Source organism: Chryseobacterium pyrolae (genome assembly GCF_025153485.1).
In the GTDB taxonomy this organism is placed as follows: domain Bacteria; phylum Bacteroidota; class Bacteroidia; order Flavobacteriales; family Weeksellaceae; genus Chryseobacterium; species Chryseobacterium antibioticum.
Genome location: NZ_JANZQH010000001.1, coordinates 644,016 through 658,646, shown reverse-complemented (window position 1 = coordinate 658,646; position 14,631 = coordinate 644,016). Strand labels below are relative to the sequence as shown.

Here is a 14,631-nt window from a genome sequence, read left to right as displayed (position 1 = left end):
CACCAATAGGCTTCGATTCCGCTCAGCATGACACTTCTGATATCTGAATGCTCTTTTGCACCATCATACTGATCATAGGTGAAGCATCCGTTATTCAATTGCCTGATCAAATATAGTAAAAATAAGAGCTTGTTTCAGTGATCTAAACAGCACTTCCAGCCTCTATTTCGTAAGGTTCTTTGTCTTTTTCAAAGATTCTGGTTAGCTCGCTACCTTCCACGGTAATTGTATTTCCAATTCTTCTGATCCAGTTTCCTTCACGAAGACCAATTACTTTCGTATCATTCTGAGTAAGGAATTCTTTGATCCTGGTTTCTCTGGTTTCCCCGTTGTGTTTCAAATCAGGGTTTGGATCAAGGTAATGCGGGTTGAGATTGAACGGCACAAGTCCCATACATTCGAAGCTTGGTGGATACACGATAGGCATATCGTTCGTCGTTTTCATATTCTGACCTCCGATATTGCTTCCGGCGCTGCATCCCAAATAAGCTTTTCCGGTTTCAACATTCTCTTTAAGTACAGCCATCAAGCCTTCTTCATGTAAAGTTTTTACCAGTAAAAATGTATTTCCACCGCCTGTAAAGTATCCTTTGGCAGTATGTAAAGCTTCTGTTTTGTTTTCAAATTCATGAAGACCTTTCACTTTAATATGGATGGTTTCAAAAAAAGAACGGGCCTTCGCTGTGTAATCGTTATGGGAAATTCCTCCTGGTCTGGCGAAAGGAACGAAGATGATTTCATCAATTCCTTTATAGAGCTGTATTAATTCTTCTCTTAGGTATTCCAGATATTCTCCACCGAAAATAGTGGATGTTGAGGCTAATATGATATTCATACAAGGAAATTATATGGTTTAAAAAATAGTTGAGCGACAAAGATAAACTCAAAGATCAACGAATCAAAAATTAAGCTAAAAAAAAACATATATCCGTTAATATTTTCTAAAAAAACTTAAAGCTTCTAAAATTTGAACTTTTGTGGAATTATAATTGAACTTCAATCTATAGAATTTTAAAAATGTAAGATTATGAAAATGACTAAAATTAATATCAAAAACCTTTTTGCAGGGTTGATACTTGTAGGAAGTGTAGGTTTTGTTAGTGCTCAAACAACTCAAACAGATACCGCAAATACTACAGCTGCTACAGCTCAGGCAGGAAGTAACCCAACAATCGACGCTCTTAAAAAACAAATTGAAACCAATCCAAAAGATACAGAATCATTAGCAAAACTGGCAGCCGCCTATCAGGAAGCATCAGACTGGACCAATGCTGTAGATACCTGGAAAAAAATATCTGCTTTATTACCGGACTGGGCTCCATCTTATTACAGTCAGGCCTATGCCTACCAATCTGCTAAAGATGATGCCAATGCAAAACTTGCTTATGAAAAGTATATTGCTACTGTAAAACCTGAAGAGGTGGAGCAAAATAAAAAAAATCTGGCTTATGCGTATTTCTATGTTGCCTTCGCAGAACAGCAAAGTGATCCTGCTAAAGCAAAAGAACACATCGCCAAATCTATACAGTACGACCCTACCAATCAGGACGCTGTAAAATTAAGTAAAGCTTTAAATTCATAATAAAGAAAATAAAATCCGGAAAAAATTTTCCGGATTTTATTTTTATCTATTGATCTTAATAATCTATTTTTCATTAATTCTTTTACCAAAAAAATCGGTTTCACCCTGAAGATGACGGATGATCTTTTCAACATTTCTTTCTATACTGGCATCTGTTTTCAGGTTATTGATATACCGTACCAGTTCATGCCTTCTGGAGGGGATCAGGTTTTCAAAATTCTTCATTGCAACAGGACTCGCTTTAATGGCCTGATCCAGTTTGGGATGAATGGAAATACTTCTATCCGAATCATCATACTCTATTGAAATTTCAATGGTTTCCCCTATTCTTTTGGGAGAATTTTTCAGCATCATCAGGTTGATATACAATCGCCATTCTCCTAAATATTTCATTAAATTTTGTTTGAATTCTTTCCCGTTCACCGTTCCCTTAACAGGAATAGGGCTTTTATCCTTCCCTGCTGCCGTGAAAATTTCACTTAAAATCTCTTCAGGCACGAAAACAAATGGATTAATTCCAATAATTTCAAGTAGGGCTGTAAAACTGTTGGTTTTCATTGTTAATACAATTGTTAGGTGTTAGGTGTTAAGTGTTAAGTGTTAAGTGTTAGGCAAATTTATAAATTATCTGTTGATTTATATAACTAACTACTCCATCTTCCTTCCCACTTCTAACTTCTAACTTCTAACTTCTAACTTCTAACTTCTAACTTCTAACTTCTAACTAAAATTAAAATTTTCCACTCACAAAGGGAATCGTTATCTTTGCAGGAATAAATCTATCGAACAAAATGAAATTTTTTATTGACACAGCTAATTTAGAACAGATTAAAGAAGCAAGAGACCTTGGAATTTTAGATGGTGTAACCACTAACCCTTCATTAATGGCAAAAGAAGGAATTCAAGGGAATGAGGCGATCAAGAATCATTACAAAACGATTTGTGAGCTTGTAGACGGAGATATTTCTGCTGAAGTACTTTCCACTACCTACGAAGAAATGATCAAAGAAGGTGAAGAATTGGCAGCAATCCACCCGAATATCGTAGTAAAGATCCCAATGATCAAAGACGGGATCAAAGCATTAAAATATTTCTCTGATAAAGGGATCAAAACGAACTGTACTCTTATTTTCTCTGCAGGACAGGCGCTTTTAGCAGCTAAAGCAGGGGCTAGTTATGTTTCTCCTTTCTTGGGAAGATTAGATGACATCTCAACAGACGGACTGGGTCTTATTCAGGAGATCAGATTAATTTTCGATAACTATATGTATGACACGGAGATCTTAGCGGCATCTATCCGTCATTCTATGCACATCATCGACTGTGCTAAAATCGGGGCAGATGTGATCACTTCTCCACTTCCTCCGATCTTGAGCTTATTAAAGCATCCTTTAACAGACAGCGGACTGGCTCAGTTTATTGCAGATTCTCAGAAATTAGCTTAATCATCAACAGCTATTTTAAATATAAAAATCCCGAAACTTTCGTTTCGGGATTTTCGTTTTATTGAAAGATATCCAATTTGATATTGTTGTTTTATTTATTCAATATTTTTAATAACCTTACAGGGGTTCCCCACAGCAACACTATTCTCAGGAATGTCTTTGGTAACAACACTTCCTGCGCCTATCACGGCATTATTTCCAATGGAAACTCCGGGCAGGACCACTACATTTCCTCCCAGCCAAACGTTATCTCCTACGGTAATGGGGTGGGCATATTCTAGACCTTCATTTCTCTGTTTGGCATCCAGCGGGTGTCCGGCGGTGTAAAAACTGCAATTGGGTCCGATGAAAACATGATCCCCAAATTTCACTTTTGCACAGTCTAAAATTGTCAAATTATGATTGGCGTAAAAGTTCTCGCCCGTTTCAATATTATAACCGTAATCACACCAGAAAGATGGTTCTATACAGATATTTTCCTTTGTCTTTCCGATGATCTTTTTAATCAGCTTGTCCCTATTTGGGGTATCAGAATTTTTCAGCTGGTTGTATTCCAGGCAGAGATCTTTACAGGTGAGCCGTTCATTCATAAGCTCCTTGTCATAATTGGCGTCGTATAAAAGTCCTGCAGCACATTTTTCCTTTTCTGTCATTATATTTAGAATTAAAGCTTTAAAATTAAGACAATAAAAAGAAAAACAGGATAGTCATTAATAACCATCCTGCTCCCTATTAAAAATGTATGTCTTCTACTTCGTCATATCCGGTTCAATCGGGTTGTTGTTTTTCAGCAGTGTTTCTTTCGTTCTCTTTTCCATTTCTTTAAATACCTGATTAGGGTCTGAAAGCTCTTTCCCGTCTGCCGTTTTCATTTTAAATGCCACTTTGGTATTTGAATCTCCTCCATTTTTCATCATCATTTCCCTCATATTTTTGGTAGGATCGTTCACATAGGCTTTCCACACTTTTTTGTACTGGTCTTTCGTGATCTCCAACTCTTTTCCGCCCATTCCCAATATTCTTACATTGTCCGGAAGCTGGGTTTCTTTTTCTTCTGAGGGACTCTGTATCGTTTTATTTCCTACCAGAGTCATGGTATGTGAACCTGTTCCGTCTTCTATTTTCACAATCAGTCCCGGAAGGCCATAGAATTTATACGGGCCATCCTGAAAAGGGATATCTGATGAAAACCATGCCGTCCATTCTCTTCCACCGTAGCTTGTTACTGCTTTTTGGGTATTGTACTCCCCAATCTTCTGTTTATCCGGAAGAATTTTCCATTCCGGTTTTTTATCTTCCTTTATTTTATATTTATCTGTGCTGACACTTGTAAAAAGATACGTCTTAAAATCCGGATAATCTTTAGTTACCTTATAAGATACCTGTCCCGGCCTGTCTCTTCTGTTCACACTGATGCTTCCGCTGCCGGAGTTTATTTGTTTTTCCAACTCTGCTTTGGAAGTAGAATCAGCAACAAATTTATCGTGGCTATAGTAAGCCGATCCCTTTTTATTAATATCCAGGAGCATCATTTCCTTTTTCACCTCTTCTTTATTGTTAGAATCCGGAATAAACTTGTACTCATAAAAGAATCTGTTGGTCTGTGCATTGGCAAACACACTTAGAAATGCTAATAAAATAAAATAATTTCTTTTCATAATTTATGTAATTTTTACCTCTAATTAAAAAAGCTTTGCCCATTATAAATTGACAAAGCTTAATGGTACTTTATTTCTTTGTCTGAATTCTTATTTCTCCTTGTCCGATATTAGCTCCACCTTCTTTATTGATGGTAACGCTTCCAATATTTTCAGGGTTCAGCGCATCAAGTTCTCCTTTGCTGACTTCTTTTCCGTTTATAAAAATTTTTGTATTATCCGAACTGTTCAACTTAAATTTTTTCACGCCATTCATGGCAATGATTCCATTCGCATCTTTCTTAATATAATCTGCCTCCAGCTCCATGGTTCTGTTTAATGAACCTGATTTATCCGTATTTGTGCTTCTGTAAAAATAAACGTTTCCTTTAGTACCTTCCGAAAACTTTTTCACGACTTCCAATCTAATTTTTTCACCAGCTATTCTTGCTTTTTCACCAGCTACCCGAGCTTGTTCCCCGGCCATTCTTCCAATCTCACCTGCTTTCATCGCTTCAATTCGAGCTTTCTCTCCGGCTACTCTTGCAGCTTCGCCTTGAAATCTTCCAATCTGTCCTGCTTTCATGCCTTCAATCCGGGCTTTTTCTCCGGCTATTCTTGCTTCTTCACCCATTATTCTAGCTTTTTCGCCTAGTTTCATCGCTTCAGCTCTGGCCTTTTCAGCTTTTTTTCTGGCTGCCTTTCCTTCTTTCATTGCTTTTCGGGTCTCTTTTTCAGTTTCAGGGCTCCAGTTTTGGTAAACGCCATCATTGAATCGGAACACTCTTACACCATGAGCGTTGGGTGGCGTAGGTGGGGCTGGTGGGCCTTCAGGAAAGTCGATATTCAGATTGGATAAGTCCGGCATTTCCACACCAAGGTCTTCAAGGGCTTTAGTTTTATTTTTCCATTCGTCTGATTTGAAAAAGTCATTCACTCTTTTGGCTTCTGATGTAGAAAAAGCGAAAGCCATTTTAAAATCATCAGAATTTGTAACTTTTCCTAATTCTTCGGAAAGGTCACCAATCTCTTCAAGGTTCCGCTGAAATTCTTTGCTGTCAGGCTTCAGCGTTTTTAACACTTTACTTTTTTCTTCAATCTTCTTTCCAAGATCTGTAATTTTCTTTTCACTGGATGAATTTTTGAAAAATTTAGGCTCTATAGCTTCTTTCTGCTCAATTTTCTCAGGTCTTACGGTGTCTTTTTTGATCTGAGAAACGGCTTCCTCAATCGCTATATTAGTTTCTTTAATTTCGTTGTTCTTGGCATTCACCATATAGGCAAAGGCTACTGAAAATAAAACCGGTAATGCAAAAATTCTTCGCGCATATCCGAATTTGGTTTGTGGTTTTTGTAACATTTTGAGTCGCTTTTTTAGATTTGAACTTAAAAACGGACTGGTGGCAGGCAACTGTGTTCCGGAAAAGTGGCTTGCTAAAAGCATCTGCGCAAATGCTTTGGTGTCCGATTGTTTGACGGCTTTTTTATCCGCCAGGTATTCGTGGATCAGGCTGATCTCTTTTTTAATGATATGAAAAAATGGATTGAACCAGAAAACAGAAGTAATAATTTCAATAAATATCTTATCGAATGAGTGCTTCTGCTCAATGTGGACCATTTCATGTTTTAAAATCTGTTCTCCCACATCAGAATTCAATGTGATGGTATTCTTCCAGAAAAGATTTTTAAAGTATGAAAAAGGGGCTTCGGTCAAGTCTGTACGGTAAAAGTTGATCCCGTCAAAACTTTCTTTCTGAAACTGTTTTTTAAGCCGTTGGATCTTAAAGATTCCTACAATCAACTTCCCTAAAAAATAGAGAGAAACCAGTCCCAAAGCTGAAAAAATAATTCTAAAATAAATGTGGCCATTGTCTATGTTTTTTTCTGTATTAAAATTTTGTATTTTATCTAGAAGCATATAGAGGTCACTATTCACTTCTATTGTAAAATCATCTACCCTGATCAGGGGAAGCAGCAGCGATATCACCATCGCACCCAGGAGATAAAACCTGTTATAATGATGGAATGTCTTATCTTTTAAAGACAACTGATAATACAAAAACATTACACCAGAGCTTATAATTACTTTTCCGAAGTACAGAAGTAGAGTTTCCATGATCCGTTAGTTTTTATTTTTGAGTTCGTTCAGAAGCATTTCAAGGTCTTCTACGGTCATTTCATTTTTTTCCACAAGAAACGAAACGGCACTTTTATAAGAACCTTTAAAATAATTTTTCACCAGACTTTTCATTGTTTTCCCCGAATACTGTTCTTTGGTTACCAGAGGGAAATACTCGTGCTGTCTTCCGTATACATTGTAGTCTACGAATTCTTTGTCCTTCAATACTTTTAAAATAGTAGAAACGGTATTCGTATGGGGTTTCGGTTCCGGAAAAAGATCCAGAACGTCTTTCAGGAATCCTTTTTCAAGTTTCCATAAATACTGCATTACCTGTTCTTCTGCTTTTGTTAAATTCTGAATTTTCATACCCGTTTCATTTTTCATTATAGTGACCTGCTCTTTTACTAGAATCCTGTATCACTAACAAATTAGTTATACAAATGTAGAAATAAATCTGAACCCAACAACTAATTTTATAGTGATAAAACATAAATAAATATAACTCATTGAAAATCAAATAAATAAATTTTATCAAAGTATGTTAAATTTTTAATATCCTCTACTCATCCCTGTTTAATTGACAGAAAAAATTCATATTCTGCTGGTAATCTTTACAACTTGTTAGAAAAACATCCAGTAACCATATTCTTTAATTTGAAATAACTGTATCTGTCTAAATAATCTAAACTGTATCTGCGTACACTTGTCGGGTTTGCTGAAATTTGTATCAGATGAAGCTTGATATCAAAAGTAAATACGGATTTTGAGTCGCGGGAATAAAGAAATCAGCTTAATACAATTAAATATAAAAAAATAGAAGAATGAAAATCGCAATAGTAGGTTACAAAAAGCAGGAGAAGTTTGCACAGGGTGTTACCAACGATGAAGATGCAGACGTTTTAAACTTTTTGACAGATAAAGGTTTGAATGTGGTTTCCGTCATCTGGAATGATGACCATGTAGACTGGAATAGTTTCAATGTAGCCATCATTAAATCTCCCTGGGATTATCATAACCACTTACCAGAGTTTTTGAATTGGCTTAATAAACTGGAAAAATTAAATATCAAAGTACTCAACCCGGTGGAAATCATCCAATGGAACAGTAATAAAAAATACCTGAAAGACATTGCCCAAAACGGGCTCCCTGTCATTGCCTCCGAGTACCTTGATAAAGGTTCTGCCTTTGACGATCGGTTCTTTGACTTATTCGGTACCGATCAACTGGTTGTGAAACCTTGTGTAAGTGCAGGCGCTCAAAATACCTTAACCGTTAATAAAAACAATCTAAAAGAACGTACAGAAGAAATCGGAGAACTCTTAAAAGCGGAAGATTATATTGTTCAGCCTTTTGTAGAAGAAATCAAAAACGGGGAATGGTCGTTCCTGTTCTTCAATGGCCAATACAGTCACTGTTCATTAAAGACTCCTAAAAAGGACGATTTCAGAGTGCAACATTATCACGGCGGAACAATCAGTTATCCAACACCCAACCCTCTCCATATTGAACAGGCAGGACAATACCTAAAGAGTCTGCCACAGTCAACGCTTTATGCAAGAGTGGATGGTGTACTCATAAATAATTCATTTGAATTGATGGAACTGGAATTAATAGAACCCTATTTATTCCTAAATAATGATAAAAATTTATTGGAAAACTATTACAAGGCATTAATGGTTTTAATTTCGTAAGCTGCTGGGTTGATTCTGAAGTCGGTTTAAAAACAGCATACTGTCATCAATAGATCTGATCATTAATTGTTCATTATAGTTAAGGAATTTAGTTTAAAAATTGTATTAATAAAGACCTTCTCATCACCATTTATACAATGATGGACAAATAATATTATAGATTTGTTAAAATTTATTAAATAAAATTAAAATGATGTTGTTTAAACTGAGAAAATATATTTATTTTAGTGCTTTAAAAATTTCTCATGAAAAGATATAATTTACTGATTGTACTATTACTGCTTATTTTTAACGTGACTACAGCTCAAAAGAAAAATTCTCCGGCTGCAGATCTCAGTATCTTAAAGGAAACCAAAACAAAGATTGAAAATACGGTTCCCCTAGTGATCAAGCATCTTCAGGCTATCGCTGATAAAGAAGGTGACAACAATATCGTTACCAACGGAAAAGTTGCTTTAGGGAAAGAATATGGCATTCTGGAGTCCGAGTGGTTCCTTTACAGAAATAATATGAAGAACTGTATTCTGAACAATTCTTCTAAAAAAGCTAAAAAATGCATGGAATACCATACGCAATACCTGAGAAATACATTCCTTAACTACAATAATTATATCTCAAACCTTACGAGAAAGAACGGATACTTAGGTGTGGAAGGGGATACAAAATTTGACTTCAAACCGATTGATATTACTACAAAATTAAGTGAAGCTTATTTCAATGCTCATGAAGCAGCAGGAAGAATGAAAGGAAACCAAAAGAAAGACTTTTTAGAACAAACAATGTCTGATGATAACAAGTTGACTCCTTTCGGTCAGTTAGCTCATTAATATTAATCCTACAAACTATAATGAATCCCGCTTTTGAAAGTGGGATTTTTATTTTACAGATGATTCGTCATTTTTGATATTCCGTGCTATCTTAGTCCTGGAAATAGTAGGATCAGGAGGTATGGAAAAACATATCCACTTAATCTAAAAACCGTTATAATTTGTTTTTAAGCAAAAAAAAGAGAACCTCAGATGCAGCTCTCTTTTTCGTTAGAATATATAACATACTCATCATTGATATCCTGATGAAAAATCTTTTAAAGGGTGATTTAGAAAACGATCTCCGCCGGGAAAGCCGTATAAATTAATCATAAAACATTCCGGAAAAAGTAGAAAATGAGGCGGAGATCATTAAACATAAATATACTCTACAACCAGTCTCCTGATCATAAGAGTAATACAAAAGTAAGCTTCAGTCCCGTTCTGTTAAAAAAAATCCTGTAGAATTAAATTACATGTCTTGTAGAAGTAATACTACTTTTGAGACAATAGGATAATTGGGTCATACAATCCAATACAGCACGTTCCGGATTTTATGAATACCAGCAACTTCGGATCTTTATCCTATGGAAAAACATATTGAAGTATCTGATCCTGTCTTAAAAAGTAAAATACGAAGAAAAGAAATCAATTTTGCAGGGAATCAGAAATTGAAGATTTACGGATTACTTTCTTGTTCGTCCGGCAAAAGAATGAAAAAAGAAAACAGAATCTTCTTTATATCTGAAAACGAAGCATTGGAAAATAATTACCGCCCCTGCGGGCATTGCATGAAGACAGAATACAAACAATGGAAAAACAATTCGTAAGTGCTCTGGTATTCTTAGCTTGTTCTGTACATGATAAAATAGATCAGAATTACAGAATTTATTAACAATGAATCGCTTTTTTTTAATACCATTGTAAAATCAAAAGAATGTAGGGGTATGAAAATTAAAGCGTGTATATTTCTGATTTTCGGTTTCATTTCAGTAGGCGGTCAGACAGCCGTCATGGAAATAAATTATGAAACTAAAATTATTCAGGACAGCGTCAACAAAAGTCAGCTTGCTATTTATGCTTCCACTTTATTGTGTAATAATCTGGAGTCTTCTTATTACAGTCGGGAAGCTAAAGCATTTTATAACAGAAATTCTAAAGAAACCATAAAAACCAACTATGGAGGCATTCCCAAATACCCCAAATCAGTAAGCAGTGTTTATAAAAGCAAAGACAATTTAATAGTATCTATGCCTGTTGGCAGATATATTTTCACCTACGAAGAGCCCCAACTGAAATGGGAAATACTGAATGAGAAAAAAGATATAAAAGGTTTCAAAAGCCGGTTGGCAAAAACCGTAACCGATACAGGTGAAACTTTTTTCGCCTGGTTTACTGACGATATCGCGATCCCAGACGGACCTTTCAGATTTAAAGGTTTATCCGGGCTTGTACTGGAAGTATATAATAAGAATAGGACCATTGAGATATATGCCACAGATATTAAAAAATCTGGCGAAATAATAGAACCTCTTAATTATACAACTAATGTAAAGACAAAATCTAAAGATCAGTTTTTAGAAGCCAGAAAGAATTACCAGGAAAACCCATCTATATACAACGGAAATATGAGATTATTTGATGAATATGGAAATGAAAAAACCAAGATGATGACAGACCGTATCAAAAGTCTCACCACATTTCTGGATTAAAATACAAATGTTTTATTAGGGTTTAGAAAGACGGAATCAATCAGAATTGACTTACTTAATCAAGCCTTTTATCCGGCATCTTCATCAGCAATACCACCGCCAGCCTTTTCCTTCCTTAAAATCTGTAGTTTCAAAATTCAACTTAGCGTTAAAAAAAGACGCTATTTTACTTATGTCTCCAAAATTATAAATAACAAAAAAGAAGCAATATAATTATTGCTTCTTTTTCTCTAGTAGCGGGAACAGGACTCGAACCTATGACCTTCGGGTTATGAGCCCGACGAGCTACCTACTGCTCCATCCCGCGGTGTATCTTTAGAGTGCTTACCGAAAGCACTTAACTTAGTAGCGGGAACCGGACTCGAACCGATGACCTTCGGGTTATGAGCCCGACGAGCTACCTACTGCTCCATCCCGCGGTGTATCTTTAGAGTGTTTACCGAAAACACTTTGCTTAGTAGCGGGAACAGGACTCGAACCTATGACCTTCGGGTTATGAGCCCGACGAGCTACCTACTGCTCCATCCCGCGATATTGGATTGCAAAGATACGGCTATTTTTTAAAAATCCTAATTTTTCTTTTAAATAAAGGACTTTTATGAAAACTATTTTATTATTTGTATCTTTGTTTTATGGCAAAAATACTGAAAATTTACCCTGACAACCCTCAGGAAAATCTTGTGAATGAGGTTATTAAAACCTTAAAAAATGGCGGGCTGATTATCTATCCTTCCGACACTATCTATGCCTTAGGATGTAATATTTTTGATATAAAGGCCATGGAAAAGCTGGCCCAGATTAAAAAAGTAAAGCTGGAAAAGTCTAAATTCTCGATTATCTGTAATGACCTAAGCCATCTTTCAGATTTTACAAGACCTATTGACACTTCCGTTTTCAGATTTCTGAAAAGCCATCTTCCGGGGCCGTTCACATTTATTCTTGATGCCAATAAGAGCCTTCCTCTGGCCTACAAAAATCATAAGACCATCGGTATCCGTGTTCCCGATCACCCGATTCCACAGCTTATTGTGGAAAAACTGGGTCACCCGATTGCTTCAACCTCTATTAAAGATGATGACGAAATCATTGAATATTCTACAGATCCGGAACTGATCGCAGAAAAATACGATCACCTGGTAGATATTGTTATTGATTCAGGATACGGGGATAATATAGCGTCTACCATTGTGGACCTTACTTCCGGTGAACCGGAAATCATCCGTCAGGGAAAAGGAATTATTTAATAAAGTATAAATCGTTGAGGGCCAACAGCTGATTGTTTGGGATTATGAGTTTGAACGGAAAATACGCACTGGGGATTCTTTTCACCTTTGTACTTTTAGCCGCGGTAATGCTTTATATTTTTCCGTTTATTTATTTGATTACGGGAATAAAAGCATTTACACCAGTTAATTTCTTCTATACAAGGATCGCACTCTGGGCCGTTCTTGGGCTGATCTTTCTTTACAGCGTTTTCATTGAGAAAAATACTTTTCTACTTTGGAAAGAGAAGAAATATCCTGTCCTGTTTTATATCAAAGCAGTGATTGTTCTTTATCTGATCTGTGCTTTCGGTGGTTCTTTTCTGAATCTTATTATTCAGCTTTTGACCCAGGAAGGGATAAGCAAAAAACTGGCTCAAATTTCTTCTGTTTTTAAGGGTAATTATTTGTTGATTATCCTGACCTGCTTTACCGCAGGAGCTGTGGAAGAACTTCTGATGCGGGGATACATTCAGCCGAGAATTGAAAAAACATACAACAATCCATACGTTGGTATTTTTGTTTCTGCTGCATTATTTGGGATTCTTCACAGCACCTACGGAACGATTGGACAGGTCCTGGTACCTTTCTTTATCGGAGCTGTTTTTGCTTCATTTTATAAAATATATTCTAATATTAAGATTCTGATCATCTGTCATTTTATGTACGACTTTGTGTCTATGATGATGATGAATTTTATTGACATTAAACATTTATCTGCATTCTAACATTATGAAAATTATAACTTCTCCAGCGAAACTGATGAACGTTGAGAATTCAACAGACCTACTGAGATCTACCACTCCGAAATTCATCGAAGAAGCTGCACTGATACAGTCTTATTTAAAACATAAATCGCCGAAATATCTTTCCGAACTGATGGAAATATCGCCAAAACTGGCCGATGAAAACTGGGAAAGAAACCAGAGATGGAAAGATAAGCCTACAGCAAAAGAATCCGCTCCTGCTATGTTCGCTTTTACAGGTGAGGTATACAGAGGACTGGATGCTAAAACTCTGGACAAAAATGCTGTAGATTACTTACAGAAAAACTACAGAATGCTTTCCGGACTGTATGGTCTGTTGAAACCTTCTGATAAAGTGATGCTTTACAGACTGGAGATGGGACGTCCTTTTCAATTTGATCAGTACAAAAATCTATATGAATTCTGGAGAGAAAAGATCACGGAACAGCTTAATTCTGAAATGAAAAAAGGAGAAATTCTTCTTCATCTGGCCAGCAACGAGTACGGAAAAGTGATCGACAGAAAAAAATTAAACCATAAGGTCATTGATTTCGATTTTTATGAATTGAAAGAAGGAAAGCTTAAAACCATCGTCGTTTATACCAAACATGCAAGAGGCCTTGTGGTACGGTTCTGTGCCGAAACCAATGCCAAAACTCTAAACGATGTAAAAGCATTCAACTATGAAGGCTACCTGATCGATGAAGAAAAATCTACAGACAGCAAACTGGTTTTCACAAGATAAATGACAATAACAGAATTCAAAAAACATTTCAAAACAGAGCTTTCCGAAGTCTATAGTGACTCGGAAAGTGCTTTTTTGTGCGCTGTTTTCATACAGAAGACAGTTGGCCTCGACTCATTTCATCAGAGAAGGTTATCCAGTCAGGAACTTCTTGTAGATGATGAAAAGCAGCTTCTTCAGATAATGTCAGATTTAAAAACCGGAAGACCTTATCAACAGATCCTTGGGGAAACTGAGTTTTACGGAATGGTATTTTTCGTGGATGAGAATGTCCTGATCCCTCGTCCTGAAACGGAGGAACTCCTTGAAATAGCCATTCATAAAATTCATGATTCAGAAATTGATGTTCAGGGATTGAAGATTCTGGATATCGGAACCGGAAGCGGTGTGATTCCCCTGGTCTTAAAAAAACATTTTCCCGGGGCAGAAATCTCATCCATTGATTTTTCTGAAAAAGCTTTGGAAACAGCTCAACGAAACGCGGAACATCATCAACTGGAAATCAATTTCATTCATGGGGATTATCTTAATTTTGAATTGGCAGAAAGCTATGATGTTATTATTTCCAATCCGCCATATATAGGCATTGAAGAGGAAACTGAAATCGCCGATTCTGTCAAGGAATTTGAGCCTAAAATGGCTCTTTTCTCCCCGGTTCAGGATACGTTGATTTTCTACCGGAAAATTGCTGAAGATGCTAAAAAACATCTGAAGGATAATGGCCTTTTATTTTTGGAAATTAATCAAAAATTGGGTTCTGAAACGCTGGACTTATATACCGGACATTTTTCTGATGCTCAACTCATCAAAGATTTATCCGAAAACGACCGGTTTATTGTGGGAAAGAAATAAGTAAATACTCTTCTTAACCACAAAATTATGC

General features: G+C 36.2%; 16 protein-coding genes and 3 tRNA genes. 10 read left to right on the top strand and 9 right to left on the bottom strand.

Annotated features, from left to right (window positions below; translation table 11 throughout):
• Window positions 1-142: 142 nt before the first annotated feature.
• A complete protein-coding gene (gene pepE / locus NZD88_RS02915) occupies window positions 143-835 on the bottom strand; it encodes a dipeptidase PepE (RefSeq protein WP_259827295.1) in 693 nt (230 codons plus the stop codon).
• A gap of 192 nt (window positions 836-1,027) precedes the next feature.
• Here pepE and NZD88_RS02910 point away from each other — a divergent pair, with 192 nt between their 5' ends.
• Window positions 1,028-1,582, top strand: coding sequence for a tetratricopeptide repeat protein (locus tag NZD88_RS02910; RefSeq protein ID WP_259827293.1), 555 nt, complete (start codon window positions 1,028-1,030; stop codon window positions 1,580-1,582).
• A gap of 63 nt (window positions 1,583-1,645) precedes the next feature.
• On the opposite strand, the gene NZD88_RS02905 is transcribed toward NZD88_RS02910, so the two are convergent.
• Window positions 1,646-2,140, bottom strand: a complete 495-nt coding sequence (locus NZD88_RS02905; protein WP_259827291.1) for a YdeI/OmpD-associated family protein — start codon at window positions 2,138-2,140, stop codon at window positions 1,646-1,648.
• Between the two features lie 233 nt (window positions 2,141-2,373).
• Here NZD88_RS02905 and fsa point away from each other — a divergent pair, with 233 nt between their 5' ends.
• Window positions 2,374-3,027: a fructose-6-phosphate aldolase gene (gene fsa / locus NZD88_RS02900; RefSeq protein WP_259827289.1), complete on the top strand. Its 654-nt coding sequence runs from the start codon at window positions 2,374-2,376 to the stop codon at window positions 3,025-3,027.
• A gap of 95 nt (window positions 3,028-3,122) precedes the next feature.
• On the opposite strand, the gene NZD88_RS02895 is transcribed toward fsa, so the two are convergent.
• The 4 genes from NZD88_RS02895 to NZD88_RS02880 form a co-directional block, all read right to left on the bottom strand.
• Window positions 3,123-3,680 carry a sugar O-acetyltransferase gene (locus tag NZD88_RS02895; RefSeq protein WP_259827288.1) on the bottom strand — a complete coding sequence of 186 codons (558 nt, stop codon included), beginning with the start codon at window positions 3,678-3,680 and terminating at the stop codon, window positions 3,123-3,125.
• 96 nt (window positions 3,681-3,776) lie between these two features.
• Window positions 3,777-4,685: a GLPGLI family protein gene (locus tag NZD88_RS02890; RefSeq protein ID WP_259827286.1), complete on the bottom strand. Its 909-nt coding sequence runs from the start codon at window positions 4,683-4,685 to the stop codon at window positions 3,777-3,779.
• Window positions 4,686-4,755: 70 nt separating this feature from the next.
• Entirely contained in the window at window positions 4,756-6,780 is a 2,025-nt protein-coding gene (locus tag NZD88_RS02885; protein WP_259827285.1) for a M56 family metallopeptidase, read from the bottom strand.
• A 6-nt stretch (window positions 6,781-6,786) separates the two neighbouring features.
• Window positions 6,787-7,152, bottom strand: coding sequence for a BlaI/MecI/CopY family transcriptional regulator (locus tag NZD88_RS02880; protein ID WP_259827283.1), 366 nt, complete (start codon window positions 7,150-7,152; stop codon window positions 6,787-6,789).
• Between the two features lie 455 nt (window positions 7,153-7,607).
• On the opposite strand from NZD88_RS02880, the gene NZD88_RS02875 reads away from it, so the two are divergent.
• The 4 genes from NZD88_RS02875 to NZD88_RS02860 all read left to right on the top strand — a co-directional run bounded on the left by NZD88_RS02875 (window position 7,608) and on the right by NZD88_RS02860 (window position 10,995).
• Window positions 7,608-8,477: an ATP-grasp domain-containing protein gene (locus NZD88_RS02875; protein ID WP_259827282.1), complete on the top strand. Its 870-nt coding sequence runs from the start codon at window positions 7,608-7,610 to the stop codon at window positions 8,475-8,477.
• A gap of 245 nt (window positions 8,478-8,722) precedes the next feature.
• On the top strand, window positions 8,723-9,304 hold the full coding sequence (locus NZD88_RS02870; RefSeq protein ID WP_259827280.1) for a hypothetical protein: 582 nt from the start codon (window positions 8,723-8,725) through the stop codon (window positions 9,302-9,304).
• Between the two features lie 566 nt (window positions 9,305-9,870).
• On the top strand, window positions 9,871-10,113 hold the full coding sequence (locus NZD88_RS02865) for an Ada metal-binding domain-containing protein (protein WP_259827278.1): 243 nt from the start codon (window positions 9,871-9,873) through the stop codon (window positions 10,111-10,113).
• Window positions 10,114-10,230: 117 nt separating this feature from the next.
• A complete protein-coding gene (locus NZD88_RS02860; RefSeq protein WP_259827277.1) occupies window positions 10,231-10,995 on the top strand; it encodes a GLPGLI family protein in 765 nt (254 codons plus the stop codon).
• 234 nt (window positions 10,996-11,229) lie between these two features.
• Here the strand turns inward: NZD88_RS02860 and NZD88_RS02855 are convergent.
• From NZD88_RS02855 to NZD88_RS02845, 3 genes are all read right to left on the bottom strand, one after another.
• Window positions 11,230-11,302, bottom strand: a tRNA-Met gene (locus tag NZD88_RS02855).
• Between the two features lie 39 nt (window positions 11,303-11,341).
• Window positions 11,342-11,414 (bottom strand) — tRNA-Met (locus NZD88_RS02850).
• A 39-nt stretch (window positions 11,415-11,453) separates the two neighbouring features.
• Window positions 11,454-11,526: transfer RNA gene (locus NZD88_RS02845), tRNA-Met, on the bottom strand.
• A 101-nt stretch (window positions 11,527-11,627) separates the two neighbouring features.
• Between NZD88_RS02845 and NZD88_RS02840 the strand changes: the two genes are divergently transcribed.
• The 4 genes from NZD88_RS02840 to prmC are packed head-to-tail and all read left to right on the top strand — an operon-like array spanning window position 11,628 to window position 14,600.
• The gene (locus tag NZD88_RS02840; RefSeq protein ID WP_169234632.1) at window positions 11,628-12,239 is read left to right on the top strand and encodes an L-threonylcarbamoyladenylate synthase; all 612 of its coding nucleotides are present in this window, start codon (window positions 11,628-11,630) and stop codon (window positions 12,237-12,239) included.
• A 44-nt stretch (window positions 12,240-12,283) separates the two neighbouring features.
• On the top strand, window positions 12,284-12,985 hold the full coding sequence (locus NZD88_RS02835) for a CPBP family intramembrane glutamic endopeptidase (RefSeq protein ID WP_259827276.1): 702 nt from the start codon (window positions 12,284-12,286) through the stop codon (window positions 12,983-12,985).
• Between the two features lie 4 nt (window positions 12,986-12,989).
• Window positions 12,990-13,748, top strand: coding sequence for a peroxide stress protein YaaA (gene yaaA / locus NZD88_RS02830; RefSeq protein ID WP_259827275.1), 759 nt, complete (start codon window positions 12,990-12,992; stop codon window positions 13,746-13,748).
• Complete coding sequence (prmC, locus tag NZD88_RS02825) at window positions 13,749-14,600, top strand: peptide chain release factor N(5)-glutamine methyltransferase (protein ID WP_259827274.1); 852 nt, start codon at window positions 13,749-13,751, stop codon at window positions 14,598-14,600.
• The last annotated feature ends 31 nt before the right edge of the window (window positions 14,601-14,631 follow it).

Bases quoted from the DNA above. Each gene is read 5' to 3' on its own strand.
- pepE (WP_259827295.1), bottom strand. From the start codon at position 835: ATGAATATCATATTAGCCTCAACATCCACTATTTTCGGTGGAGAATAT.
- NZD88_RS02910 (WP_259827293.1), top strand. From the start codon at position 1,028: ATGAAAATGACTAAAATTAATATCAAAAACCTTTTTGCAGGGTTGATA.
- NZD88_RS02905 (WP_259827291.1), bottom strand. From the start codon at position 2,140: ATGAAAACCAACAGTTTTACAGCCCTACTTGAAATTATTGGAATTAAT.
- fsa (WP_259827289.1), top strand. From the start codon at position 2,374: ATGAAATTTTTTATTGACACAGCTAATTTAGAACAGATTAAAGAAGCA.
- NZD88_RS02895 (WP_259827288.1), bottom strand. From the start codon at position 3,680: ATGACAGAAAAGGAAAAATGTGCTGCAGGACTTTTATACGACGCCAAT.
- NZD88_RS02890 (WP_259827286.1), bottom strand. From the start codon at position 4,685: ATGAAAAGAAATTATTTTATTTTATTAGCATTTCTAAGTGTGTTTGCC.
- NZD88_RS02885 (WP_259827285.1), bottom strand. From the start codon at position 6,780: ATGGAAACTCTACTTCTGTACTTCGGAAAAGTAATTATAAGCTCTGGT.
- NZD88_RS02880 (WP_259827283.1), bottom strand. From the start codon at position 7,152: ATGAAAATTCAGAATTTAACAAAAGCAGAAGAACAGGTAATGCAGTAT.
- NZD88_RS02875 (WP_259827282.1), top strand. From the start codon at position 7,608: ATGAAAATCGCAATAGTAGGTTACAAAAAGCAGGAGAAGTTTGCACAG.
- NZD88_RS02870 (WP_259827280.1), top strand. From the start codon at position 8,723: ATGAAAAGATATAATTTACTGATTGTACTATTACTGCTTATTTTTAAC.
- NZD88_RS02865 (WP_259827278.1), top strand. From the start codon at position 9,871: ATGGAAAAACATATTGAAGTATCTGATCCTGTCTTAAAAAGTAAAATA.
- NZD88_RS02860 (WP_259827277.1), top strand. From the start codon at position 10,231: ATGAAAATTAAAGCGTGTATATTTCTGATTTTCGGTTTCATTTCAGTA.
- NZD88_RS02840 (WP_169234632.1), top strand. From the start codon at position 11,628: ATGGCAAAAATACTGAAAATTTACCCTGACAACCCTCAGGAAAATCTT.
- NZD88_RS02835 (WP_259827276.1), top strand. From the start codon at position 12,284: ATGAGTTTGAACGGAAAATACGCACTGGGGATTCTTTTCACCTTTGTA.
- yaaA (WP_259827275.1), top strand. From the start codon at position 12,990: ATGAAAATTATAACTTCTCCAGCGAAACTGATGAACGTTGAGAATTCA.
- prmC (WP_259827274.1), top strand. From the start codon at position 13,749: ATGACAATAACAGAATTCAAAAAACATTTCAAAACAGAGCTTTCCGAA.